The 23,784-nt window shown below is 68.8% G+C and carries 18 protein-coding genes; 15 read left to right on the forward strand and 3 right to left on the reverse strand.

The window, feature by feature from the left end:
• Positions 1-163 precede the first annotated feature (163 nt).
• From Ari01nite_RS36575 to Ari01nite_RS36600, 6 genes are all read left to right on the forward strand, one after another.
• Positions 164-1,654, forward strand: coding sequence for a cellulose binding domain-containing protein (locus Ari01nite_RS36575; protein WP_203786990.1), 1,491 nt, complete (start codon positions 164-166; stop codon positions 1,652-1,654).
• Positions 1,655-2,300: 646 nt separating this feature from the next.
• Positions 2,301-3,677 carry a family 43 glycosylhydrolase gene (locus Ari01nite_RS36580; protein ID WP_275410910.1) on the forward strand — a complete coding sequence of 459 codons (1,377 nt, stop codon included), beginning with the start codon at positions 2,301-2,303 and terminating at the stop codon, positions 3,675-3,677.
• Between the two features lie 35 nt (positions 3,678-3,712).
• A complete protein-coding gene (locus tag Ari01nite_RS36585; RefSeq protein ID WP_239163316.1) occupies positions 3,713-5,158 on the forward strand; it encodes a glycoside hydrolase family 43 protein in 1,446 nt (481 codons plus the stop codon).
• A gap of 67 nt (positions 5,159-5,225) precedes the next feature.
• Positions 5,226-6,533 carry an AbfB domain-containing protein gene (locus Ari01nite_RS36590; protein WP_239163326.1) on the forward strand — a complete coding sequence of 436 codons (1,308 nt, stop codon included), beginning with the start codon at positions 5,226-5,228 and terminating at the stop codon, positions 6,531-6,533.
• Positions 6,530-8,002, forward strand: coding sequence for a family 43 glycosylhydrolase (locus Ari01nite_RS50365; RefSeq protein ID WP_239163317.1), 1,473 nt, complete (start codon positions 6,530-6,532; stop codon positions 8,000-8,002). Before Ari01nite_RS36590 ends, Ari01nite_RS50365 begins: the two co-directional genes overlap by 4 nt.
• 30 nt (positions 8,003-8,032) lie before the next feature.
• Positions 8,033-9,424, forward strand: coding sequence for a glycoside hydrolase family 43 protein (locus Ari01nite_RS36600; protein WP_203786996.1), 1,392 nt, complete (start codon positions 8,033-8,035; stop codon positions 9,422-9,424).
• Positions 9,425-9,459: 35 nt separating this feature from the next.
• On the opposite strand, the gene Ari01nite_RS36605 is transcribed toward Ari01nite_RS36600, so the two are convergent.
• On the reverse strand, positions 9,460-10,386 hold the full coding sequence (locus tag Ari01nite_RS36605; RefSeq protein WP_239163318.1) for a sugar-binding transcriptional regulator: 927 nt from the start codon (positions 10,384-10,386) through the stop codon (positions 9,460-9,462).
• Positions 10,387-10,530: 144 nt separating this feature from the next.
• On the reverse strand, positions 10,531-12,000 hold the full coding sequence (locus Ari01nite_RS36610; protein WP_203787000.1) for an FGGY family carbohydrate kinase: 1,470 nt from the start codon (positions 11,998-12,000) through the stop codon (positions 10,531-10,533).
• Positions 12,001-12,064: 64 nt separating this feature from the next.
• Here Ari01nite_RS36610 and Ari01nite_RS36615 point away from each other — a divergent pair, with 64 nt between their 5' ends.
• The 9 genes from Ari01nite_RS36615 to Ari01nite_RS36655 are packed head-to-tail and all read left to right on the forward strand — an operon-like array spanning position 12,065 to position 23,324.
• Complete coding sequence (locus Ari01nite_RS36615; RefSeq protein WP_203787002.1) at positions 12,065-12,985, forward strand: nucleoside hydrolase; 921 nt, start codon at positions 12,065-12,067, stop codon at positions 12,983-12,985.
• Between the two features lie 2 nt (positions 12,986-12,987).
• Positions 12,988-14,286, forward strand: a complete 1,299-nt coding sequence (locus tag Ari01nite_RS36620; RefSeq protein WP_203787017.1) for an ABC transporter substrate-binding protein — start codon at positions 12,988-12,990, stop codon at positions 14,284-14,286.
• Entirely contained in the window at positions 14,283-15,182 is a 900-nt protein-coding gene (locus Ari01nite_RS36625) for a carbohydrate ABC transporter permease (protein ID WP_203787019.1), read from the forward strand. Before Ari01nite_RS36620 ends, Ari01nite_RS36625 begins: the two co-directional genes overlap by 4 nt.
• On the forward strand, positions 15,179-16,066 hold the full coding sequence (locus tag Ari01nite_RS36630) for a carbohydrate ABC transporter permease (protein WP_239163319.1): 888 nt from the start codon (positions 15,179-15,181) through the stop codon (positions 16,064-16,066). Before Ari01nite_RS36625 ends, Ari01nite_RS36630 begins: the two co-directional genes overlap by 4 nt.
• Before the next feature lie 8 nt (positions 16,067-16,074).
• Positions 16,075-17,076, forward strand: a complete 1,002-nt coding sequence (locus tag Ari01nite_RS36635) for a sugar phosphate isomerase/epimerase family protein (protein WP_203787021.1) — start codon at positions 16,075-16,077, stop codon at positions 17,074-17,076.
• The gene (locus Ari01nite_RS36640; protein WP_203787023.1) at positions 17,073-17,966 is read left to right on the forward strand and encodes a transketolase; all 894 of its coding nucleotides are present in this window, start codon (positions 17,073-17,075) and stop codon (positions 17,964-17,966) included. Before Ari01nite_RS36635 ends, Ari01nite_RS36640 begins: the two co-directional genes overlap by 4 nt.
• Positions 17,963-18,919 (forward strand): transketolase family protein, encoded by a 957-nt coding sequence (locus tag Ari01nite_RS36645; RefSeq protein WP_203787040.1) that lies wholly within the window; start codon positions 17,963-17,965, stop codon positions 18,917-18,919. The genes Ari01nite_RS36640 and Ari01nite_RS36645 overlap by 4 nt, the downstream gene beginning before the upstream one ends.
• The gene (locus Ari01nite_RS36650; protein WP_203787042.1) at positions 18,919-20,445 is read left to right on the forward strand and encodes a glycoside hydrolase family 140 protein; all 1,527 of its coding nucleotides are present in this window, start codon (positions 18,919-18,921) and stop codon (positions 20,443-20,445) included. Before Ari01nite_RS36645 ends, Ari01nite_RS36650 begins: the two co-directional genes overlap by 1 nt.
• Before the next feature lie 50 nt (positions 20,446-20,495).
• Positions 20,496-23,324 (forward strand): NACHT domain-containing protein, encoded by a 2,829-nt coding sequence (locus Ari01nite_RS36655; RefSeq protein WP_203787044.1) that lies wholly within the window; start codon positions 20,496-20,498, stop codon positions 23,322-23,324.
• Here Ari01nite_RS36655 and Ari01nite_RS36660 read toward each other — a convergent pair.
• Positions 23,254-23,763, reverse strand: coding sequence for an Rrf2 family transcriptional regulator (locus tag Ari01nite_RS36660; RefSeq protein WP_203787046.1), 510 nt, complete (start codon positions 23,761-23,763; stop codon positions 23,254-23,256). The two genes, Ari01nite_RS36655 and Ari01nite_RS36660, sit on opposite strands and share 71 nt — an antisense overlap.
• Positions 23,764-23,784: the final 21 nt, after the last annotated feature.

The raw sequence follows: 23,784 nt of genomic DNA on the forward strand, positions 1-23,784 counted from the left end.
GGAACGCCTCAAAGGTTCCTCCCCAAGGCCATCGATCTCCATGTGTGGATGGAGTCTCGCGGGGGGTTCCTTAAGAGCGCCGGAAGCCTTGCTATCGGACCGGTAACGACGGAGTATCTTAAGCCATCTAAGTTCTTCTATTGATCTCCTTGGGGAGCGCAAGATGCGCCAAGTCCGTTCCCGACCAGCGGTCGCCGTCGCGGCGACCGTCGCCGTTGCCTCGGCGGTCGTGGTCACCACCGCTCTGTCCGCACATGCCGCCGCCGGCTGCCGGGTCACCTACTCCGTGACCAGTCAGTGGCAGGGCGGTTTCGGTGCGAGCGTCGACGTCACCAATCTCGGCGATCCGCTCACCAGCTGGCGGCTGACCTGGTCGTTCGGCGCCGGACAGACGATCACGCAGCTGTGGAACGGCACGGTGACCCAGTCCGGGGCCGCGGTGACCGTCGCCAACGCGGGCTGGAACGGCAACCTCGGCACCGGGCGGACCACCAACTTCGGCTTCGGCGGTACGTGGAACGGCGCCAACCCGGCCCCGTCCGCCTTTGCACTCAACGGGGTGGCGTGCACGGGCAGTTTGGACCCGACTCCTACCCCCTCAGCCTCTTCCAGCTCGACGCCGGCTCCCACGGCCGGGGTGCTCGACCAGGTCAGCACCGTCGGCCGGCTCAAGGTGGCCGGGACCGGGGTGCAGTTCACCTGGCCGGGCACGTACTTCGAGGGCCGTTTCCGGGGCACCGGCGTCGGACTGATCCTCAACGATTCGAACAACGACTATGCGGTGCAGGTCGACGGAAAGGTCGTCGCCACCCTGGTGCGCCCCGGTCAGACCACCTACTGGGTGCGTAACCTGGCCGCCGGCGACCACACGGTCCGGCTCGCGAAGCGCACCGAAAGCCCGTGGGCGGCCGGCGACTTCGGCGGCCTGGTGGCGGACACCGGCGGTCAGATCCTGGCCAAGCCCGCCCCGCGTACCCGGCAGATCGAATTCATCGGCGACTCGTGGACCGCGGGCTACGGCAACATGTCGACCTCGCGCGACTGCAACAGCACCGGCGGCGTGGACCGCAACTCGAACGCCGACGCCACCTTCGGCGCGCTGACCGCCGCCGACCTGAACGCGGACTACCAGATCAACGCGTGGTCCGGTAAGGGCATGGTGCGCAACTACGGCGGCCAGGGCGCCGACCACTTCCGCACCTACTACGAGACGGACCTGCAGGCCCTCTACAACAGTTCGGTGTGGCCGGTGCCGACCACGTGGCGCCCGCAGGTAGTGGTAATCGGCTTGGGCATCAACGACTTCTCCACGGCCCTGACCTCCGGCGAGAAGTGGACGACGACCGAGCAGTTGGCCGCCGACTACCGCACCGCGTACCGCGATTTCATCGCCAAACTGCGAACCCGGTACGGCACCAACACGCACATCGTGCTCACCTACCCTGACCTGTCCTACCAGACCACCGCCTTCGCCGACTCGGTCCGCCAGATCGTCACGGAATCCGGCGACGCCCGGCTCTCCTCTCTGTACTACGACAACAACGCCCTGGGAATGGACCTGCTCGGCTGCGACTGGCACCCGTCCCAGCGAGACCACCAGATCCTCCGCGACGTGCTGAAGCAGCACCTAGCGACCTTGCCGCTGACCTGGTGACGATGCGGGTGGCCGGGCTCGTCCCGGCCACCCGCCGCTTTTTCGGTCCGGCTTCGCCGCCGACTTCCGGCGTCGTGCCCCAGCAAGCTTCCAGATCTTGCCGACTTCCGGTCCCGCCGCGGCTATCCCGCCGCGGCTATCCCGCCGCGGCGGAGAGTCGACAAGATCGAGCCGCTGCGATCGTCTTGGGTTGCGAGTTTGTCGATTTGCGGCGGATGGGGACGCAAACTCCACAAGATTCGTCGTGAGCTGCGGGCGGGCTCCACTTTACGAAGATCGACGACTGGCGCCGCCTTCGCACTCGGCCCGGCGGCGTCTCGGGAAGCGGCCGGCCCCGAAGTCCCCGCCCAAGACCGCCGCCCAAGACCTTGCGGGCGGGTGGCTGGGCAGCCGCGGGCGGCTGGGTGGCACGACGTGGTGCACGCTGCGTGTTAACGATAACACGGTGAAGCTTTAGCTATCTGCAGACGGCTTGACAGCGTAGATGTGAACGATAACACTGCTGCGAAACGTCGATCGAACACCATGGAAACCCTGTGGTAACCGCGGTCGGCTGCATGCGCCGCTGTGCCTGGACTTACTCCCCCGAGGGCACCCCCACCCGTCCCCGGATCGCCCCCGTCCCGAGGAAGTGAGTCCCATGCGTATGAAACCGGTCGCCCGTGCCCTGACGGTCGTCCTCGGAGCCTCTGTGGTCACCGCCGTTGCGGCACAGCCGGCGTTCGCGGCGGAGATATCCACCGGCGCCCGATCGCTACAGTCGGTCAACGTGTCCGGGTCGTATCTGCGGCACGCCGACTACCTCGGCAGCATCGCGGCGGTCAGCGCCAGCAGTTCCGCGCAGGTTAAGAGCGACGCCACCTTCACCGTCACGCCGGGGCTGGCCGGCGGGGTGGGCTGCGTGTCGTTCCAGGCGGCCAACGGCATGTGGCTGCGGCACCGTGATTACCGGGTGCGGCTGGAGACCAACGCGGGCACCGCCACGTTCCTGGCCGACGCCACCTTCTGCGTACGGGACGGCTCGGTCACCGGGTCGGTGCGGCTGGAGTCGTTCAACTTCCCCGGCCGGTTCCTGCGGCACCGGGACAGCCAGCTCTGGGTCGACGCTTCGACCACCAACCCGAACACCTTCGCGGCGGACAGTTCGTTTCGGGTCGGCACGCCGTGGGTGGCGGGGCGGCGCAGTCCGGTGATCAAGGGGTTGTACGCGGACCCGAACATCGCGTACCTGGCCGGGCGGTACTACATCTATCCGACCACGGACGGCTACAACGGGTGGAGCGGCAGCAGGTTCAAGGCGTTCTCCTCGACCGACCTGGTGAACTGGACCGACCACGGCACGATCCTCGACGTCGGGCCGCAGATCAGCTGGGCCGCCGACCGGGCCTGGGCGCCGACCATCGCGTCCGCCAATGGTCGTTACTACTTCTACTTCAGCGGGGCCACCAACATCGGCGTCGCCACCGCTACGAGCCCGACCGGGCCGTTCACCGATCCGCTCGGCCGGCCGCTGGTCGCCGCCGGTTTCAAGAGCGGGCAGATGATCGACCCGCACGTCTTCACCGACACCGACGGCGTGTCCTACCTGTACTGGGGCAACGGCTACTCGTACGGGGTCCGGCTGAACGCCGACATGATCTCGTACGACGCCAGTCAGGTGCGCACCTTCAGCCTGCCCAACTTCCGCGAGGCCCCGTTCGTCTTCAAGCGGAACAACATCTACTACATGACGTACTCGGTGGACGACACCGGCTCGGAGAACTACCACGTCGAGTACTCCACCGGCAGCACCCCGTTCGGCCCGTGGACGCACCGCGGCACGATCCTCGCCAAGAACCTGAGCCTCGGCATCAAGGGCCCGGCGCACCAGTCCGTCGTCAAGGCGCCGGACAGCGACACCTGGTACATGGCCTACCACCGCTTCGCGATCCCGGCCGGCAACGGCACCAACCGGGAAACCACCATCGATCCGATGCGCTTCAACGCCGACGGCACCATCCAGCCGGTCATCCCCACCCTCTGATCTGCCCCCACTGATCTGCCCCATTGGAGGAAGTTGTGACGCTCGCTCCTCGACGGCTCACGTTGATCGGCCTGGTCAGTGTGCTGCTGCTCGCCCTGATCTCGATCCCGGGCCGGCCGGCCGCGGCCGCCGATCCGTACACCGGCTACCTGATGGCCCACTTCACCGGCGAATCCAGCACCGGCCAGCAGATCTACCTCGCGCACAGCACCGACGGGCTGCGCTGGACCGACCTGAACAACGGCTCCCCGGTGGTGCGCACCACGGTCGGTACCCGCGGCGTCCGCGACCCCGCCGTGGTGCGGTCCCCGGCCGGCGACCGCTTCTGGATCATCGCCACCGACCTGTGCATCAGCTGCGGCCAGGACTGGAACACGGCGATCAACAACGGCAGCCGCAGCTTCGTCGTCTGGGAGTCCACCGACCTGGTCAACTGGTCGGCGCCGTGGCTGCTCAACGTCGCCGGCGCCATCCCGGACGGCCGTAACGCGTGGGCGCCGGAGGCGATCTGGAACCCGGCCACCAACGACTACGTCCTGTACTGGGCCACGAACGTGCCGCAGAACGGCGCCACCAAGCACCGCATCTACTACGCCCGGACCACGAACTTCCGCAGCATCACCACGCCGCAGGCGTACATCACGCGGCCCGGCGCGCAGGAGATCATCGACACCCAGATCGTCGAACTGCCGACCGGTGTGGGCAGCTACCGCTACGTCCGGGCCTCCGGCGACGGCCAGATCACCATCGAGGGCAGCAACTCGATCCTCGGCACCTGGACGTCGCTCGGCAACCTGTCCGGCATCGGGCTGACCGGCTCTCAGGTCGAGGGCCCGATGTGGCTGAAGTTCAACGACCGCAACGAGTGGACGCTGTACCTCGACCAGTACTCGTCCGGGCGCGGCTACCTGCCGGTGCTCAGCACCAACCCGTCGAGCACTTCCAGCTACCGGATCGCGGGTTCCGGGTCGTACAACATGGGCGCGGCCCGCAAGCGGCACGGCTCGATCCTCAATGTCACCGCCGCGGAGCAGTCCCGGGTGCTGGCGCGCTGGGGCAACACCGTCGCCGTCAACCGGATCCAGTCGTACAACTTCACCGACCGCTACATCCGGCACATCAATAACGACGCCCGGGTCGACCCGAACGTGAGCCCGGCGGCGGATGCGCAGTGGCGGATCGTGCCCGGCCTGGCGAGCACGGCCAGCGGCAATGTGTCGTTCGAGTCGGTGAACTTCCCGGGTTACTTCCTGCGGCACGTGAATTACGACTTCGTGCTGGCGGCCAACGACAACACCGCCACGTTCCGCAGCGACGCCACCTTCACCCGGGTGGCCGGCCTGGCCGACTCCGGCGCGGTGTCGTTCCGGTCCTACAACTACCCGGACCGCTACATCCGGCACTACAGCTACGTGCTCCGGCTCGACCCGATCAGCACCGCCACCGAGCGGGCTGACGCCACCTTCCGGATCACGAGCTGAGTTCGGGGGGCTTATCATGAAATATCGATTTCTGCGTGTTATAGCAGCGGTTATCGTATTGACTGCCGTGGTGGCGGCCCCCGCGCAGGCGGCGAACCCGCTCGTCACCCGGTTCGCCGCCGACCCGTCGATGCTGGTCGCCAACAACCGGGTGTACCTCTACACCACCGACGACGCCGGCAACAGCGGCACCTACTGGGACAACAACGCCTGGCGGGTGTACTCGTCGGCCGACTTGACCACGTGGACCGACCACGGCGCGCCGTTCTCGGTCGGCGGGTTCTCCTGGGCGACGCAGTACGCCTGGGCGCCGTCCGCGGTGTACCGCAACGGCTACTACTACCTGTACCTGCCGGTCGACCGGACCAAGATCGGCGTCGCCCGCAGCACGTCGCCGACCAGCGGGTTCAGTGACCCGCGCGGCAACCCGCTGATCGAGCGGGGACGGGACGCGAACACCGGCGACGAGCCGATCGACCCGGCCGCCTTCGTCGACGACAACGGGCAGGGCTACCTCTACTTCGGCGGCGCCCGCGCCCCCAAGGTGGTGCGCCTCAACGCCGACCTGACCTCGACGTCCGGCTCGATCCAGAACGTCACGATCAACGGCACCGGCAGCGGCACCCAGTACGGCGAGGCCGGCTTCGTGCACAAGCGCAACGGGCTCTACTACTTCTCCTACTCCACCGGATGGCCCGGCCAGATCGCGTACGCCACCGCCAGCAGCCCGCTCGGGCCGTTCACCTACCGCGGCATCCTGCTGGACTACACCAACAACAACACGAACCACCACTCGATAGCGGAGTACAACGGCCGCTGGTACATCGCCTACCACCGCAACGCGTTGCCGGGCAGCAACAACTTCCGCCGGTCGCTGGCGATGGACTACCTGAACTACAACAGCGACGGCACCATCGCGCGGGTCACCCAGACCAGCGTCGGCGTCGGCACGCCCACGATTCCGGTCAACCGGGTGCAGTCGTACAACTTCGCCGACCGGTACGTGCGGCACGTGAACAACGACGCCCGGATCGACCCGAACGTGAGCCCGGCCGCGGACGCGCAGTGGCGGGTCGTGCCGGGTCTGGCCAACGCGTCCAGCGGCTATGTGTCGTTCGAGTCGGTCAATTTCCCCGGCTATTACCTGCGGCATTACGACTATGACCTCTCGCTGGCCCGGAACGAGGGCACCGCGCAATACGCCGCGGACGCCACCTTCCGCCGAGTGGCCGGCCTGGCCGATTCCGGGGCGGTCTCGTTCCAGTCGTACAACTTCACGAGTCGTTACCTCCGGCACTCCAACTACGTGCTGCGGATCGACCCGATCAGCACCGCCACCGAGCGGGCCGACGCCACCTTCCGGATCACAAGTTGAGAGCCGGGCGGGTTGCGCGGAGCGTGCTGGCCGGGGTGGCCGGGCTGGCCTTGGTGCTCGCCATGGCGAGTCCCGCGTCGGCCGGCCCGGCGTTCACCAACCCGTTGAACAGCACCGGGCCCGACCCGTATATGACCTGGTACAACGGCAACTACTACATGATGACCACGCCGTGGAGCGGGCCGCTGACCATGCGGAAGGCGCCCACCATCGCGGCAATGAAGACGACCACCCCGACGGCCGTTTTCAGCGCGCACGCCACCGGGCGGAACGCGAGCATCTGGGCGCCCGAGTTCCATTTGCTGAACGGTCCGAACGGGCAGCGCTGGTACGTCTACTACTCGGCCGGCACCGGCGACATTGAAACGCAGCGGGTGCATGTGCTGGAGAGCTCCGGCCTGGATCCGATGGGCCCGTACACGTACAAGGGCATGGTCTTCGGTTCTAACAACTGGTGGGGCATCGACGGCAGTGTCGTCACCATCGACAACCAGCTCTATTTCACCTGGTCCGGGGTGCCGACCACGCTGTGGCGCGACAGTGACCCGCACATCTACATCGTCGCGATGAGCAATCCGTGGACGGTTTCCGGGGCACGGACCGTCATTTCGGCGCCGACCTATGACTGGGAGCGGCAGGGGACGCCGATGAACGAGGGGCCGGTCGCGATTCAGCGCAACGGCCGCACGTTCATCACCTATTCGGCGAGCGCCTGCCAGGGCCCGGACTACAAGATCGGGCAGCTCACCTACACCGGCGGCAATGTGCTGGCGGCCGGTTCCTGGGTGAAGAAATCGACGCCGATCTTCCAGCGCAACGACGCCGCGAGCGTCTACGGGCCGGCGCACCACGGTTTCTTCAAATCGCCGGACGGCACCGAGGACTGGATCGTCTATCACGCCAATTCGTCGTCGAGCCAGGGCTGCGGCAGCACCCGCACGACCCGCATTCAAAAGATCAGCTGGAACGCGGACGGCACGCCGAACCTCGGTGTACCGGTGTCCACCAGCACGGTCCTGGCGCCGCCATCCGGCGAGCCGGCCGGCCCGGCCATCACCGTCAACCGGATCCAGTCCTACAACTTCGCCGACCGGTTCGTGCGGCACATCAACATGGACGCCCGGATCGACGCGAATGTGAGTCCGCTGGAGGATTCGCAGTGGCGGATCGTCGGCGGCCTGGCCAGTTCCGCGGACGGCAATGTGTCGTTCGAGTCGGTGAATTTTCCGGGCAACTACCTGCGGCACGTGAACTACGACTTCGTGCTGGCGCCGAACGACAACACGGCCACCTTCCGCAATGACGCCACCTTCAAGCGGGTGGCCGGTCTGGCCGATGCGAGCGCGGTGTCGTTCCAGTCGTACAACTTCCCGGACCGCTACATCCGGCATGCCAATTACGTGTTGCGGATCGACGCGATCACCAATGCCACCGGCCGCGCCGACGCCACCTTCCGCCTCACCAGCTGATCCCCGTCCCCCCAGAAAGGCAGAATCCCCGTGCCCCTGTCCAGGAGAAACTTCCATCGTCTGACCGCGCTGGGCGCGCTGTCCGCGGCCACCGGCGGCGGCGCCGTGCTGGGCTCGGCGTCGGCCGCGCAGGCCGCGAACACCGCGTACGTCTTCGGCTATTTCAAGGAGACGCCGAACGCGAGCGGTGACAGCTACGCCCTGCACCTGGCGGTCAGCACCGACGGCCTGAACTGGCGGCCGCTGAACCAGAACAACCCGGTGGCCACCCCCACCGCCGGCATGCAGGGCCTGCGCGACCCGTTCATCCTGCGCAAGCAGGACGGCACGTTCGTCGTCCTGGCCACCGACCTCAAGGGCCGGATCTTCAACCTGAACAACCAGTACCTGCACGTCTGGGACTCGACCGACCTGCGCAGCTTCACCGGGTACCGGCGGGTGAAGTTCCACAGCCTGAACACGCACACCTGGGCGCCCACCGCGTTCTGGGTGCCGTCGCGCAACGAGTACGCCATCGTCTACTCGGCGAACAACGGCCGGGACGTCCTGATGGTCAACTACACCTCGGACTTCCGCACGGTCAGCGCGAACCAGGTCTACTACAGCCCCAGCTACAACGTGCTGGACGCCGACATCGTGTCGGACGGGTCCACGTTCTACATGTACTACAAGAACATGGACGACGGCCGGCTGTACGGCGCCCGCTCGTCGACCGGCGCGCCGAACAGCTACACCAACTACACCAGCGGTCTGCTCCAGGGCGGCGCGATCGAGGCGCCGCTGATCGTCCGGAACAACAGCGGCAACACCTGGCGGCTGTGGGGTGATTCGTTCAGCCCGGTCAACAGCGACTACTACGCCTGGACCAGCAACAACGTCGGCGGCAATTCGTGGAGCGTGCTGCCCCAGCGCGACTACACGCCGCCGCTGAACGTCAAGCACGGTTCGATCGTCGGCATCACCCAGGCCGAGTACGACAACCTGGTCTCCCGCTGGGGCCTGCCGAACTGGGTGCGGCTCAAGTCGTACAACTTCCCGGACCGCTACGTACGGCACGCCAGCAACGTCGGCCGGATCGACGCCTACCCGTTCGACCCGCACGAGGACCAGCTCTGGCGCATGGTTCCCGGCCTGGCCGACTCGTCCGCGGTGTCGTTCGAGTCGGTGAACATCCCGGGCCGCTACCTGCGGCACAGCAACTACGCCATCCAGCTGGCCGCGAACGACAACTCCGCGTCGTTCCGCGGCGACGCGACCTTCGTGCGGACCGCCGGCCTCGCGGACTCCACCTGGTCGTCGTTCCGCTCGTACAACGTGCCGGACCGCTACCTGCGGCACTCGAACTACGTGCTGCGCATCGACCCGCTCACCTCGAGCTCGGCCGCCGCCGACCGCCAGGACGCCACCTTCCGCGTCTCCTGAACCGCCCTCGACCCGCCCCGATGGCCCGGGCCCTGCTAGTCGCCAAGCAGAGCCTGGGCCGTGGCGATGTCGGTGATCAGCACGTTGACCCAGCCGCCGGTGACCGCGGCGCGGATGGCGTGGTGCTTCGCCGCGCCGCCGGCGAAACCGATGCGGCGGGGGACGGCTCGCAGGGCCTGCTGGTCGATGCCGAGGACGCGGTCGTCCAGGTCGCTGGCGACGGGCCGGCCGGCCGCGTCGAAAAACCGGTGGCAGACGTCGCCGACCGCGCCGGCGGCGAGCAGTTTGGCCTGGTCGTCGTCGCTCACCGCGTTACCGCTCTGGCGCAGGAACTCGCTCGGCGGCAGGCTGCCGATGCCGATCAGGGCCATGGTCAGCGAGGCCCACTCGGTGGCGATCGCCTGCATGGCGGGCTCGGCGAGCAGGCTGTCCCGGATGGTGGTGTTGCCGACCAGGCCCGGCGCCGGCACGAAGGTGGCGTTCGCCCCCAGGATGTGGGCGAAATCGTCGAGCAACCGGTTGGCCCGGGCCTGTGCCGAGGTGACGCCGAGGCCGCCGATCAGCTGAACGACGTTGTCCGCGCCGGCCAGGCGCAGCGGGCGCATCCGGTCGACGACTGAGAGCAGGGTCTGGCTCCACGGCGAGATACCGATCCGCTCGCCGCCGGTGAGGATCGATTCGAGGTATGCGGCGCCGGCCGAACCGAGCCCGGACAGCACGTCGGAGTCGTCGCCCTCGACGTCCACCACGACCGCCTCGGCCAGCCCGTACCGCTGCTCGAGGGCCTCCTCGATCTCGGTGTGGATGCCCTGCGAGACCACCACGACCGTGCGCACGATGCCGAGTTCGGCGGCCCGCTTGAGCAGGCGGGAGACCCGTGGCTGGGACAGGTGCAGCGTCTCGGCGATGTCGACCTGGCGAATGCCGCGTTCGTAGTGCATCCGGGCGATCTTGGTGATCATCCTGAGCTGCCCGTCGGGGAGCGGGCGAACTCCGCCCCGCGGTGCTGCCGTCATGCCGGAACGCCCTTTCGCCGCAAGTTCCGGCTTCATCATGCCGGGACTGCCGCGTAGATGCGAATAAAATTGCGGTGCCAAGCTTGTGATTCACCGCTCGGGCGGGGCGAAAGCCGGGGTGAAAGCCGGGGTAAATCGGGCCCGCGCGACCTCGCCGGCCCACCGCGCGCGACGTTCGGCGCGGTCGATGTCACCGAGAGTGCCGGTGTAGACGACGTCGGCACCGGCCGTCCAGGTGGCCGGATGACCGAGCGCCTGCCAGGCGAGTTTCGCGACGCCGAGCGCCGAGACCTCGGCGACCGCCGAGACGTCGACCTGCCGGCCGAGCAGGTCGGCCTGGCACTGCATGACGAGGGCGGCCGAGGTGGCGCCGCCGTCGGCGCGGAACGTGCGAAGTGGACCGATCGCCTCGACGATGTCGCAGACCTGGTGGGCGACCGCGTCCACGGCGGCGCGGGCCACGTGGGCCGGGCCGGTGCCGGTGGTCATGCCGGCAAAGACGGCCTGCGCCGAGCGGTCCCAGTGCGGCGCCCCGAGCCCGGCGAACGCGGGGACCAGGGTCACGCCCCCGCTGTCCGGCACGGTCTCGGCGAGCCGTACCAACGCGCCCACGTCGCCGCCGGTGAGCAGGCCGGCGGTCCAGGTCAGGGTGGCGCCGGAGGACAGGATGTTGCCTTCCAGGGCGTACGCTGGCACGCCGCCGATAAGCCAGGCGAGCGTGGTCGGGACCGGCGCGGTGCTGGGCGGCAGGCCCGGAACCGGGGTCATCACCGAGGTGCCGGTGCCGTACGTCGCCTTGGCCATCCCGGGCCGTACGCAGCCGTGCCCGTACAGCGCGGCGTGCGAGTCGGCGAGGACGGCCACGATCGGGACGCCGTCCGGAATCGGTGCGGCGCCGCGGCAGCGGCCGAATCCGGCGTCCGACGCCAGGGGCTGGGGCAACGCCTGCGCGGGTATGCCGAAGAGGGCCAGCAACTCGGGTGACCAGGCGAGCGTGGTGACGTCGTAGAGCAGCGTGCGGGAGGCGTTGCCGGCCTCGCAGAGGTGCTCGCCACCGGCGGTGAGTTGCCGGATCAGCCACGCGTCCACGGTGCCGACGCGCACGTCGCCGGCCGGCAGATGGTCGAGGACCCAGCGCATCTTGGGCGCGGAGAACATCGCGTCGACCCGTAGCCCGGTGCGCTTCAGCACCGCGGCACGTCCGGCGTCGTCGATCGCCTCGGCGCACCACGCGGCGGTGCGCCGGTCCTGCCAGCCGATCACCGGCCCGACCGGCTCGCCGGTGCCCGCCCGCCACGCGACGACCGACTCGCGCTGGGTGGAGAGGGCGACGCCGGCCAGGCGTCCGGTCGCGGGCAACCCGGCCAGGCAGGCCGCCGCGGCCTCCAGGACGCTGCGCCAGATCCGCCCGGCGTCCTGCTCCACCCAGCCGGGACGCGGTGTGCTGACCCCGACTGGTGCGGAGCCGAGCGCGCGGATCCGCCCGGCGGCGTCGACCAGCGCGGCCTTGGTGTTGGTCGTGCCCTGATCGATGGCCAGGACCAGATCGATGGAGCTCATGCTTGACCCTCCTCGATGAAAGATTATACGGTGCTGAATGAAAAGCACATAGCAAGGAGCGTCCATGCCTGCAGCCGCACGCCGCCGCGTGATCGTCAACACCGACGCCAAGAACGAGGCCGATGACCAGTTCGCGATCGTGCACGCCCTGCTCTCGCCCACCCTGGACGTGCGCGGACTGATCGCGGCGCACTTCGGCCGGCGCCGCAGCGACCGCAGCATGGCGGAGTCCCGCGAGGAGATCGACAAGCTGCTGCGGCTGATGGACCTGGAGGGCAAGGTCACGGTGGCCAACGGGTCGGCCGAGCCGATCGAGGACGAGACCACCCCGCAGGACAGTCCGGGCGCCCGGCTGATCATCGAGGAGAGCCGGCTCGCCTCCCCGGACGACCGGCTCTACGTGGCGTTCCTCGGCCCGCTGACCGACATGGCGTCGGCGATCCTGCTCGACCCGGGGATCGTCGGGCGCGACGTCGTGGTGATCTGGATCGGCGGCGTCGGCTACGGCGGCATCGAGACGTACCCGGGCCCGGAGTTCAACCTGGGCAACGACATCGCGGCCGCCAACGTGGTCTTCGGTTCTCAGATGACCGTCTGGCAGGTGCCGTCGAACGTGTACTCCCAGGTCTCGGTGGGCTATGCCGAGTTGGAGGAGAGGATCGGCGGCACCTCCGGGCTCGCCGACTACCTGATCGAGCAGATGGTCGAGTGGAACGCGACCTACCACCCGGAGCCGATCGAATCGCGCTCGCTGGGCGACTCCCCGGCGATCTCCCTGATGCTCTACCCGCGCGGTGGCCAGTTCCGCACCGTGCCGGCTCCCCGCTTCGGGCGGGAGGGCCACTACCTGCCGGGGTCGGGCAACCCCATCCGGGTCGTCGAGACCGTCGACGTCCGGTTCCTCCTTGAAGACATGTTCGCCAAGATCCGTCGCTTCGGCCGGCAGCAGCTCCGCAGACCGGGGCTTCCACCGACAAGGAGATAGAGATGACTGACAACGCCGTCACCCGCCGCAGATTCCTCAGCCTCGGCGGCGGTGCGGCCCTCGCCGCCGGGCTCGCCGCCTGCACCGGCACCGGCTCGTCCGAGACCGCGACCGGCGGCTCGGGCACCGGTTCGAAGACACTGCGGTTGTTCACCTATGAGGACAACTCCACCATCGACCTGCTCAAGGCGCAGGTGAAGACGTTCGACACGCAGAACGGCAGCACTACGACCGTCGACTCGCTGCCCGGTTCCGGCGCCGCGGTCTATCCCGACAAGCTGCGCACCGAACTGCTCGGTGGCAAGGGCCCCGACGTGTGGCGCATCTGGGGCGGTCAGATCGGCGCCCCGTTCGTGACCGCGAAGCAGGCCATGGACCTGAGCGGCTACTACCAGAAGTACGGGTGGGACGCGAAGCTCAACCAGGCCGCGGTGGCCGGCATGACCTTCGACGGCGTCAAGGGCGGCCTGCCGTACATCGCGCTCGGCATCGGCGGCTGGTACAGCAGGGCGGCGTTCGAGAAGGCCGGCGTCGCGGCGCCGCCGCAGAGCTACGCCGAGCTCGAGGAGGCCAACGCCAAGCTCCTCGCCGCCGGCATCACCCCGCTGGGCACCGGCGGCAAGTACGGCTGGCACGTCATGCGCCTGTTCGAGTACCTGCTGGAGGTCTCGGCCGGGCCGCAGCTGCACGACAAGCTGCTCACCGGTGACGAGACCTGGGACCGGCCCGAGGTGGTCACCGCGTTCACCAACTTCAAGAAGTGGCAGGACCGGAAGTGGATGCCCGAGGGCGCGGTCGGTCTCGACCCGGCCGACGTCGAACTCTGGTACGTGCAGGGCAAGACCGCGTACACGATCACCGGACCGTGGACCGAGGCGCAGGGCATCCAGTCCGGCGGCAAGCAGTCGGCCGACTTCGGCGCCTTCCCGTTCCCCACCGGGCACCAGCCGGCCCGGCATTCCGGCTTCGTCGAGGGATACATGATCAACGCGAAGGCCGGCAACCCGGACCTGGCGGCCGCCCTGCTCGACTTCCTGATCAAGCCGGAAACCCAGAAGGCCCTCAAGGTCACCGCCTCGATCGTGGCCGGCGCGGAACCCGACAAGGCCACCCTGCCGCTGTCCTACGAGTGGTCGCAAGGCCCCGGCAAGCAGCCCTTCTACACCATCCAGGACCAGGCCTTCCCCAAGAAGGAGGCGGACCAGTACTTCGCCGTGCAGAGCGACGTGCTGCAGGGCAAGACCAGTCCCGCCGAGGCGGCCAAGAGGATGCAGGACGTCATCAAGGCCTGGAAGAAATGACCAGGACGCAGTCCAGGAGGAAGACCAGGCACGGGGGCCTGGTCGCCTGGGGTTTCGCACTGCCGGCCCTGATCGTCTACGTGGCGTTCCTGGTCTACCCGGCGATGTCGTCGCTGTGGTTCAGTTTCACCGACTGGGACGGGCTCAGCGCCGCCTACAACGTCGTCGGCCTCGACAACTACGCCGCCATGGCGAGCGATCCGGTGGTGGCCCAGGCCGCGATCAACAACCTGATCTGGGCCGTGGTGACCGTTGTCGTGCCGGTCGTGCTCGGCCTCGTGCTGGCGGTCATGCTCAACGGCAAGGTCCGCGGCAAGCCGTTCCTCCGGCTCATCTTCTATACCCCGGCGGTGTTGCCGCTGGTCTCGGTGGCCTCGATCTGGGGCTGGCTCTACAACCCGCAGTACGGCGCGATCAACGCCTTCCTGCGCTCGATCGGCCTGGACAGCCTGGCCCAGCCGTGGCTCGGCCAGGACTCCACGGCGCTCGGCGCGACCATGGTGGCCGCGATCTGGCTGCGGGTCGGCTTCCCGATGCTGCTCTACCTGGCCGCATTACAGGGCATCAATCAGGATCTGTACGAGGCGGCGACCGTCGACGGCGCCGGCCGGTGGCAGCAGTTCTGGCACATCACGATGCCCGGCCTGCGCCCCGCGCACTACGTCGTGATCGCGCTGTCGGTGATCGACTCGTTCAAGGTGTTCGACCTGATCTACGCGATGACCTACGGCGGGCCCGGCACCGCCACCCAGGTCATGGGCACCTGGATGTACTTCAACGTCTTCCAGTACAACCAGGCCGGCTACGGCACCGCCATCGCCGTCGTGATCACCGTCGTGGCCGTCGCGGTGAGCATCCCGTACGTCCGCTCCCAGACGAAGGAGCACGCGGCATGACCACCGTTACCCTGCCCGACGCGACCCTCGTGGCGCAGGACCAGTCCGGCCGCCCGGCCGGCAAGCCGAAGGGCGGCATCGGCGCCACCGTCGTCATGACGCTGGCCGCCCTGGTCTGGATCTCGCCGCTGGTGCTGCTGGTGATCACCGCGCTGCGGCCGCTGTCCGACTTCGTGTCCAACGGGCCGCTGTCCTGGCCGGGCGCCTTCACGGCGCAGAACTTCGCCGACGCCTGGGGCATCGGCAACTTCGCGGCGACCTACCGCAACAGCACCATCCTGCTGATCCTGAAGGTCCCGCTGGGTGTCTTCGTCTCGGCGATGCTCGCGTACGCGCTGGCCAAGCTGCGCATCCGGTTCGGCGCGGCGATCATGTACACGGTCTTCCTCGGGCTCACCATCCCGATCTACATCACCATCGTGCCGGTCTTCGTGATGGCCCGCAGCGCCGGCCTCACCGACAGCCTGATCGGCCTGATCGGCCCCTACCTGGCGTTCGGCATCCCGTTCGAGGTACTTGTCCTGCAGGCGTTCATCCGGCAGATCCCGGACGAGATCATCGAAGCGGCCCGGATCGACGGCGCCGGCGCCTGGCGGACCTTCCTGACCATCGTGCTGCCACTGTCGGCACCGGCCCTGGTCACCGTGTTCATCCTGGACGCCGTGGCGACCTGGAACGAATTCCTGTTCGCGCTGATCCTGCTCAGCTCGGACGCGAACAAGACGATCCCGGTCGGGTTGCTCAACTTCCAGGGCCAGTTCTCCAACAACAGCACCGGACTGGCCGCCGGCATCCTCATCGCCGTCGTGCCGATCCTCATCGCCTACACCTTCCTTCAGCGCTGGATCGTCGGTGGCCTCACCGCCGGCGCTTCCAAGGGATAGGAGCACTCATGACTGACATGCCGGTCTTCGGCGCGGGCATCTGGCACTTCGCGACCTACAAGGACCGCTACGCCACCGAGGGCTACGGGCCCGAGGTGGGGCTGATCGAGCAGATCGACAAGGCGGGCGCGGTCGGCGAGTTGTCCGTGGTCGACCTGAACTGGCCGTTCGCCGGGTTCGACGGCACCCTCGACGACGTCCGGGCGGCGCTGACCCGCAACGGCCTGCGCGCCGTCGCGATCACCCCGGAGATCTACAACCGGGAGTACGTGAAGGGTTCGATCACCAACCCCGATCCCGCCGTACGGCGCAAGGCGCTCACCCTGCTCGACGAGGCCGCCCGCCTGGCCAAGTCGCTGAACTGCGACTACGTCAAGCTCTGGTTCGGCCAGGACGGCTGGGACTACCCGTTCCAGGTCAACTACCACGACATCTGGCGGCTGGCGGTCGACGGGCTGCGCGAACTGGTCGGCGCGCACCCGGACATCAGGTTCGTCATCGAGTACAAGCCGCGCGAGCCCCGCAACAAGATCATTTTCCCGAACGCGGCCCGCACCCTGCTCGGCATCCAGCAGGTCGGCCTGGACAACCTGGGCGTCCTGCTCGACTTCGGCCACTCGCTCTACGGCCTGGAGACCCCGGCCGACGCCGCACAGCTCTGCATCGACCACGGGAAGCTGTTCGCGATCGACGTGAACGACAACTTCCGCGGCTGGGACGACGACATGGTGGTCGGCTCGGTGCACCTGGTCGAGACGTTCGAGTTCTTCCACACCCTGCGCCGCAACAACTGGGACGGAGTGTGGCAGCTCGACCAGTTCCCGTTCCGCGAGGACAGCGTCGAGGCCGCCCGGGATGCCGTCCGGTTCCTCAAGGCGATCCACCGCGCGCTGGAGGCGCTCGACGAGAAGGCGCTGGCCGCGGCCCAGGCCGGCCACGACGCGCTGGCCGCCCGGCGGCTCGTGCTCGACGTCCTGCTGCGCTCGATGGCCGAGGAAGGCACCGCATGAGTTCGCTGACCACCGCGAACACGACCATGCCCGTGTTCGGCCGGCTGCCCGGGCACGCCGGCCGGGCCGAGCAGATCGCGCACATCGCCGAGGCCGCCCGGCAGATCCGCATTCAGGACCTCAAGCTGGTGCACTACGCCGGTGCCGGGCACATCGGCGGCGACCTGTCCGCCATCGACGTGCTGGCCACCCTCTACGGAGCGGTCCTCAACGTCACCCCGGAGACCGTCGACGACCCGGAGCGGGACCGGTTCATCCTGAGCAAGGGCCACGTGGCCGGCGCGCTCTACACCACGCTCGCCGCGTTCGGGTACCTGCCGGTCGCCGAGCTGGCGACCTTCCTCAAGCCGCTGTCCGCGCTCAACGGTCACCCGAACCGCAACAAGGTCAGCGGGGTGGAGGCGAACACCGGGCCGCTCGGCCACGGGCTGCCGATCGCGGTGGGACACGCGCTGTCGGCCAAGCTCGACGTGTCGCGGCGCCGGACGTACGTCCTCATCGGTGACGGGGAGCTCCAGGAGGGCAGCAACTGGGAGGCGATGATGGCGGCCTCGCACCACGAGCTGGACCGGCTCACCGTCATCGTCGACCGCAACCGCCTCCAGCAGGGCGCCACCACCCGCGAGACCAACGACCTCGACCCGCTCGACGCCAAGGCGGCCGCGTTCGGCTTCGCGGTGGTCGAGGTCAACGGCCACGACCACGGCGAACTGCTCGACGTGCTGTCCGCGGTGCCGTTCCGGCCCGGCAAACCCACGTTCGTGATCGCCCATACGCACAAGGGGCATCCGATCTCGTTCATGAGCAACAACGTCGCCTGGCACCACAAGGTCCCCGACCCCGACCAGCTCCGCCAGGCCATCGAGGAGCTCGGAGGCTGCCCCGCATGAGCACCACGCCGATCGCCGACCGGCCGAGGTTCGACTGCCGGAACGCGTACGTGCAAACCCTTGCCGACCTCGCCCAGAGTGACCACCGGATCGTCGGTGTCGTCAACGACTCGGTCGGGTCGAGCAAGCTCGACGCCTTCCGCAAGGCGTTCCCGGACCGGCTCATCAACGTCGGCATCGCCGAGCAGGACATGGTCGGGGTGGCGGCGGGACTGGCCAACGGCGGCCGGATCCCGTTCGTCTCGGCGGCGTCGTGTTTCCTGACCGCCCGCGCGCTGGAGCAGATCAAGGCCGACGTGGCCTACGCCAACCGGAACGTCAAGCTCTGCGGGATGAGCCCCGGGATGGCGTACGGCGAACTCGGGCCCACGCACCACTCGATCGAGGACATCGCCTGGCTGCGCGCCATCGACAACGTGACCGTGATCGTCCCGGTCGACCCGGTCGAGACCGCGGCCGCGATGCGGTGGGCCGCGGCGACCGAGGGTCCGGTCTTCATCCGGGTGAGCCGGATGGGCGTGCCGGAGATCTACGGCGATGACTACGAGTTCGTGCCGGGCCGGGCGATCACCGTCCGGGAGGGCGGCGACGTGACCCTGATCAGCAACGGCACCGTGCTCTGGCGGGCGCTGGCCGCGGCCGAGCAGCTGGCCGCCGACGGCATCGGGGCCCGGGTGCTGTCGATGCCGACCGTCAAGCCGCTGGACACCGAGGCCGTGGTGCGGGCCGCCCGGGAGACCGCGGGCATCGTCACCGCCGAGGAGTCCACCGTGGCCGGCGGGCTGGGCGGCGCGGTCGCCGAGACGGTCGTCAGCCACCACCCCACCCGGATGCGGATCCTCGGCGTCGGCGAGTTCGCCCCGACCGGATCGGCGAGCTTCCTGCTCGACCACTACGGCATGTCGCCCACCGGCATCGCCGACGCGGCCCGCGACCTGGTCAAGGGACGCTGATGGAGGCCGCTGCCTGGCAGGAGGCGGAATTCGAACTGACCGCCGAGCACGACCATGCCGAGCCGTACACCGCGGTCGACGTGTGGGCGACCTTCACCCACGACGACGGCACGGTGCTGCGGCGTCCCGCCTTCCACGACGGCGGCCGGGTCTGGCGGGTCCGGTTCGCGTCGCCGGCCGCCGGCGGCACCTGGCGGTGGCACACCGAGGCGAACGTCGCCGACCCGGGACTGCGCGGGGTGAGCGGCACGGTGGCCGTGGTGCCGGGGACCAGCGTCAACCATGGTTTTTGGCGGATGTCGGCGGGCGGGCGCAGTCTGGTGCACGCGGACGGCACCCCCGCGCTGCTGGTGGCGGACACGGCTTGGGCGCTGCCCTGGCGGGCCACCGAGGAGCAGGTACGCGTGTACGCCCGGGACCGGCAGGCCAAGGGCTTCAACGCGGTGCTGCTGATGTCGGTGCAGCCCGACATGCGCGCCACCGGACCCCGCGACCGGACCGCCGACGAGGGCTTCGACGTCGGCTTCGAGGACCTGCCGGACGGCCGCCTGAACCGGCCGAACTACAGCTACTTCCAGTACCTGGACGGCCTGCTCGGAATCCTGGTCGAGCACGGGATCGTCCCGGTGCTCCAGCCGGTGTTCCAGGGCTTCGGCTGGAAGGGCCTGGACGTGGCCGGCACGGTCGTCCCGCCGGGGGAGTACGCCCGGTACTGCCGCTACCTGGTGGCCCGGTACGGTGCCCGGCCCGCGATCTACCTGGTCGGCGCCGACGGCTCGGGGACGGAACCGCAGGTCGAGGCCGGCGGCCGGGAGGTGCACGAGGCCGACTGCTACGGCCAGCCGACCGGCATCCACTACCGCCCGCACGCCCGCGCCACCGCCCACCAGGACGCGGCGTGGCTCGACTTCCAGTGGTGCCAGACCGGTCACGGCGGCGAACACGTCCCGGAACGGGTGGCGGACATGTGGCGCGAGACCCCGGTGAAAGCGGTGGCCAACGGCGAGCCGACGTACGAGCGAACCGGCGACCCGGACCGGGCGGCCGGCTGGTGGCAGGGCCACGAGGCGTGGAGCAACCTGTGCGCCGGCTCCACCATGGGCGTCGTCTACGGTGCCGCGAACATCTGGCAGTGGGTGCAGCGCGCCGGCGAACCGGGTCACGCGACGTTCTTCCTGGGCCCGGGCGGTAGTTGGCGGGAGGCCCTGGACTACGAGGGCTCGACCTATGTGGGCCTGGTCGGCCGGATCCTGGCCGGCCTGCCCACCACCGACATGCGACCGGACTGGGAGGCGTTCATCGGCCCGCGCGCGCTGAGCGTGCCCGGCAAGCTGGGCATCGTCTATCAGGAACGCGGCGGCTGGCTGCCGATGATGCCCGGCCGGGACACGCCCGCCGACTACCGGATCGTGGATCCCCGCACCGGCGAGGTCCGGGCCACCGGCCGGCTGCAGCCCGGCGAGGCCATCGAGGCAGACCCGGCCGGCGCACCCCGGGTGGTCATCTTTCACTCCGCCGCTGTCTAGCTTCCGGCAGCAGGTTTCGGGATTCTCCGATCTTGTGGTCCAGTGATGGCGTGCACGCGGTGCGTTGGATACTCACGTCGATTGCGGCGTCCGCGGCGTTCTCGGTGGTCTGGTGGTTCTGCGACGCAAAAGCCCAGCTGGACACCCAGTCCGCCGTCGGCGTGGCAACCGTCGCAGCGACCCTCATGGGCGCGCCGCTGGGCTGGTGGGCCACGCGGGAAACGCCTCCGGGCGCCGGCTCGCCGGTGCCGCCGCCGGTGCCGCGCCGGGTGCTGATCGGCCTGCCGAGCGTTCGTGTCCGGCGTGCCTATCTCCGCTTTGCGGTGGCCCGCAACTACGACGTCGACGTCCGGGGACTCGGCACGCATGGACCGTTCTCCCTGGATATCCACAGCGTTTTCGTGGATGTCGGCCTGGTCTTCATGCCGGCCCATGCGGCAAGCGGAAGCCTGCTGGGCCCGATCGAAAACCTCCCGCTGCAAGCCGTCAACCGCGGCCCGGTCTGGGACTATCTCGATCGATGGCCGCCGCGCACCCTGGTGATCGTGGGGCCGCCGGGCAGCGGGAAGACCACGTTGCTCAAGCACCTCACTCTCAAGCTGGCCTCCCGCCGCGCACCCGAAGCGGGCCCGACCAGAAAGAAGATTCCGTTCCTGCTGCTGCTCCGGGACCGGGTGCACCACATCGTCTCGGAGGCGGAGATCCCCCTCGCCGAAGTGATCGTCGAGTCGCTGCCGAAGTCGGTCCGTCCCGGTCCGGCCTGGGTCGAACGCCAGTTGCGCCGGGGAAACTGCCTGGTGATGATGGACGGTCTCGACGAGGTCGCCGATCCCGATCACCGGAAGACCCTGGTCGAGTGGATCAGGGGTCAGATCGCCCAGTACGGCAACAACGGCTTCGTGGTCACCTCACGGCCCTCCGGCTATCTCGCTAACCCGCTGGCGGCAGCCGATGTCGTCCAGATCAGGCCGTTCACCGACCGGCAGATCGAGACCTTCCTGCACCGGTGGTATCTGGCCACCGAGGTCCGGCGTACCGGCCGCCGGGACGAGGTGGTGCTGGGCGATGCCGAGGCCCGGGCCAAGGACCTCCTGAAGCGTCTGCGCGACGCACCGCTGCTCTACGATCTCGGTGCCAATCCACTCCTGCTGACCATGATCGCGCACGTGCACAACTACCGTGGCGTGCTGCCGGGCGGCCGCGCCGAGCTGTATCGCGAGATCTTCCAGGTCTTTCTGGGCCAGCGCCAGGAGGCCAAGGGTCTGCACAACCATCTCACCCACGTCCAGCGGGAAGCCGTCCTGCGGCACCTGGCGCTGGAGATGATGCACCGGCGGCTGCGGGACGTCTCGACCGCGGTGGCGGCGTCGATCATTTCCGAGCAACTGGCCCGGGTGGCACCGGAGGAGGGCGCCGAGGCCTTCCTGGTGGACACCGAGCAGGTCAGCGGACTGATTCTGCAGCGTGAGGACGGCACCTTCTCGTTCGCTCACCTCACGTTCCAGGAATATCTGGCGTCGGCGCGGATCCGGGAGAAGGGTTTGGTCGACAACCTGGTCGCGAGGGTTGCCGAGCCGTGGTGGCGCGAGGTGATCCTGCTGTACTGCGCCCAGGCCGACGCCGGGCCGATCGTCGAGGCCTGCCTGACCCAGGCCAACTCGTCGCGGGCCCTGCTGCTGGCCCTCGACAGCGCGGAGATCGCTCGCGAGATCGATCCGTGTGTCCGGGACCGGCTGACCCGGACGATGTCCGCGGAATCGCAGTCGGACGACCCGGACCGCGCCCAGGTCATCGGCGAGATCCTGCTCGGCCGGCGGGTGCGCCGGGTCCAGTCCCGGCCGGACGGGATGGTGATCACCGAGCCGATCACCAACGGCGAGTACGCGTTGTTCGTGCGCTCCGAGGCTGCGTTCGGCCGGGACCGCCGCCCCGTGCACTGGACCGACCACCTGGTGGCCGTCGCCCCGACGATGCCGGTCAATGGCCTGCTCGAATCGGACGCGCAGGCCTTCGGCGCCTGGCTCAGCTTCAGTGAGGGCTGGACCTACGATCCCGTGCAGCAGTTCGATCTCGATGGCGACGAGGCCGCGCGGTCGGACGTCGCGGTCCTCAAGCAGTGGGCGACCCTGGTCGACTGGGCCGGGGTTCGGCAGTTCGCCCCCCGGGAGGTCGTCATTGCGTCGGCATTCCTGAAGGAGATCGCGGACTCCGCCGCATTCGCCGGCCGGGAGCGGGGAAAACTGCAATCAGCCTGGGGCGAGCTTCGTTCCGCCTTTGCGATCTATGAGCGGGACGATTCGCGGATCGGTACGGTCGGCCTCTACGGAAATGCCTGGACCGTCACCCGCCTGCTGCGCGCGCTGACGGTGGCCTACGCGGACGGCGACCTCGTCGCTCTGAAGATGTGGCAGTTGGAGGTCGTCGACCGGCTGTTTGCCGATGACGAGGTCGAGGAGACGCCGATCACGGCCAGTCTGGAGGGCGGTCCCGGTCAATTGCTGGTCGGATCGCCGCCGGCCGAGATCACTCGGCAGGTCGGTCTGCTGAACCGCAACGTGCACGACTACCGGGCGAGGTTCAAGGCGGAGCTCTCCGAACAGATCGAGGGCAAAGTATGGAGCAGCCGGGTGACGAACATGGCCAAGCTGTTGGTCGCAGCCTGGCAGGAGTGGCATCAGGTGGGTCAGCGCGACGTCCGTATCCTCCGCGACTGCCGGGCGGCCGCGTTGTCCGTCACCACCTCGATGCCCCATAACAAGAGAACCGACCGGCAGATCCTGCAGCCCGCAGTGCGGCTCCTGGAGGAGTTCATCCTGCTCGACTGGCAGGCGCGGGGTCTTCTCCGGTCCGGTCCCGAGTTGTGGCTGCGGAAGTCGTGACGGGCAGGGGCCGGGTGCGCAGCAGGGTGTCCAGGACGTCGTCGATGGTGTGGCGGGACAACTGCTCGGTGAACGCGCGGGCTGCCTCCTCGTAGATGTCGCCCAGGACCGGGCGGATGCCGTAGCCGACCGGGCAGGTCTGGCGGGGCTCGTGGGCGTGCAGGGCCAGCGCCGGGCCGGGCTCGACGATGGCGTGGACGTCGGCCACGGTGATGTCGGCGGGGCCGGCGCGCAGGGACCAGCCGCCGCCCGGGCCGTGCTCGGTGGTGATCAGGCCGGCGTCGCGCAGTGGGCCCAGGGCTCGGCGGACCGCGACCGGGTTGCTCTCCAGGCTGGCGGCGATCTCCTCGCTGGTCAGTGCCGGTCGGCCGCGGCGCTTGGCCAGGGTCAGCCAGCACAGTGCGTGCACGGCCACGGTCAGGCGGCTGTTGCCGGCCATCGCGGTCACCTCCATAATGCG

This window comes from Paractinoplanes rishiriensis, assembly GCF_016862375.1.
GTDB classification, from domain to species: domain Bacteria; phylum Actinomycetota; class Actinomycetes; order Mycobacteriales; family Micromonosporaceae; genus Actinoplanes; species Actinoplanes rishiriensis.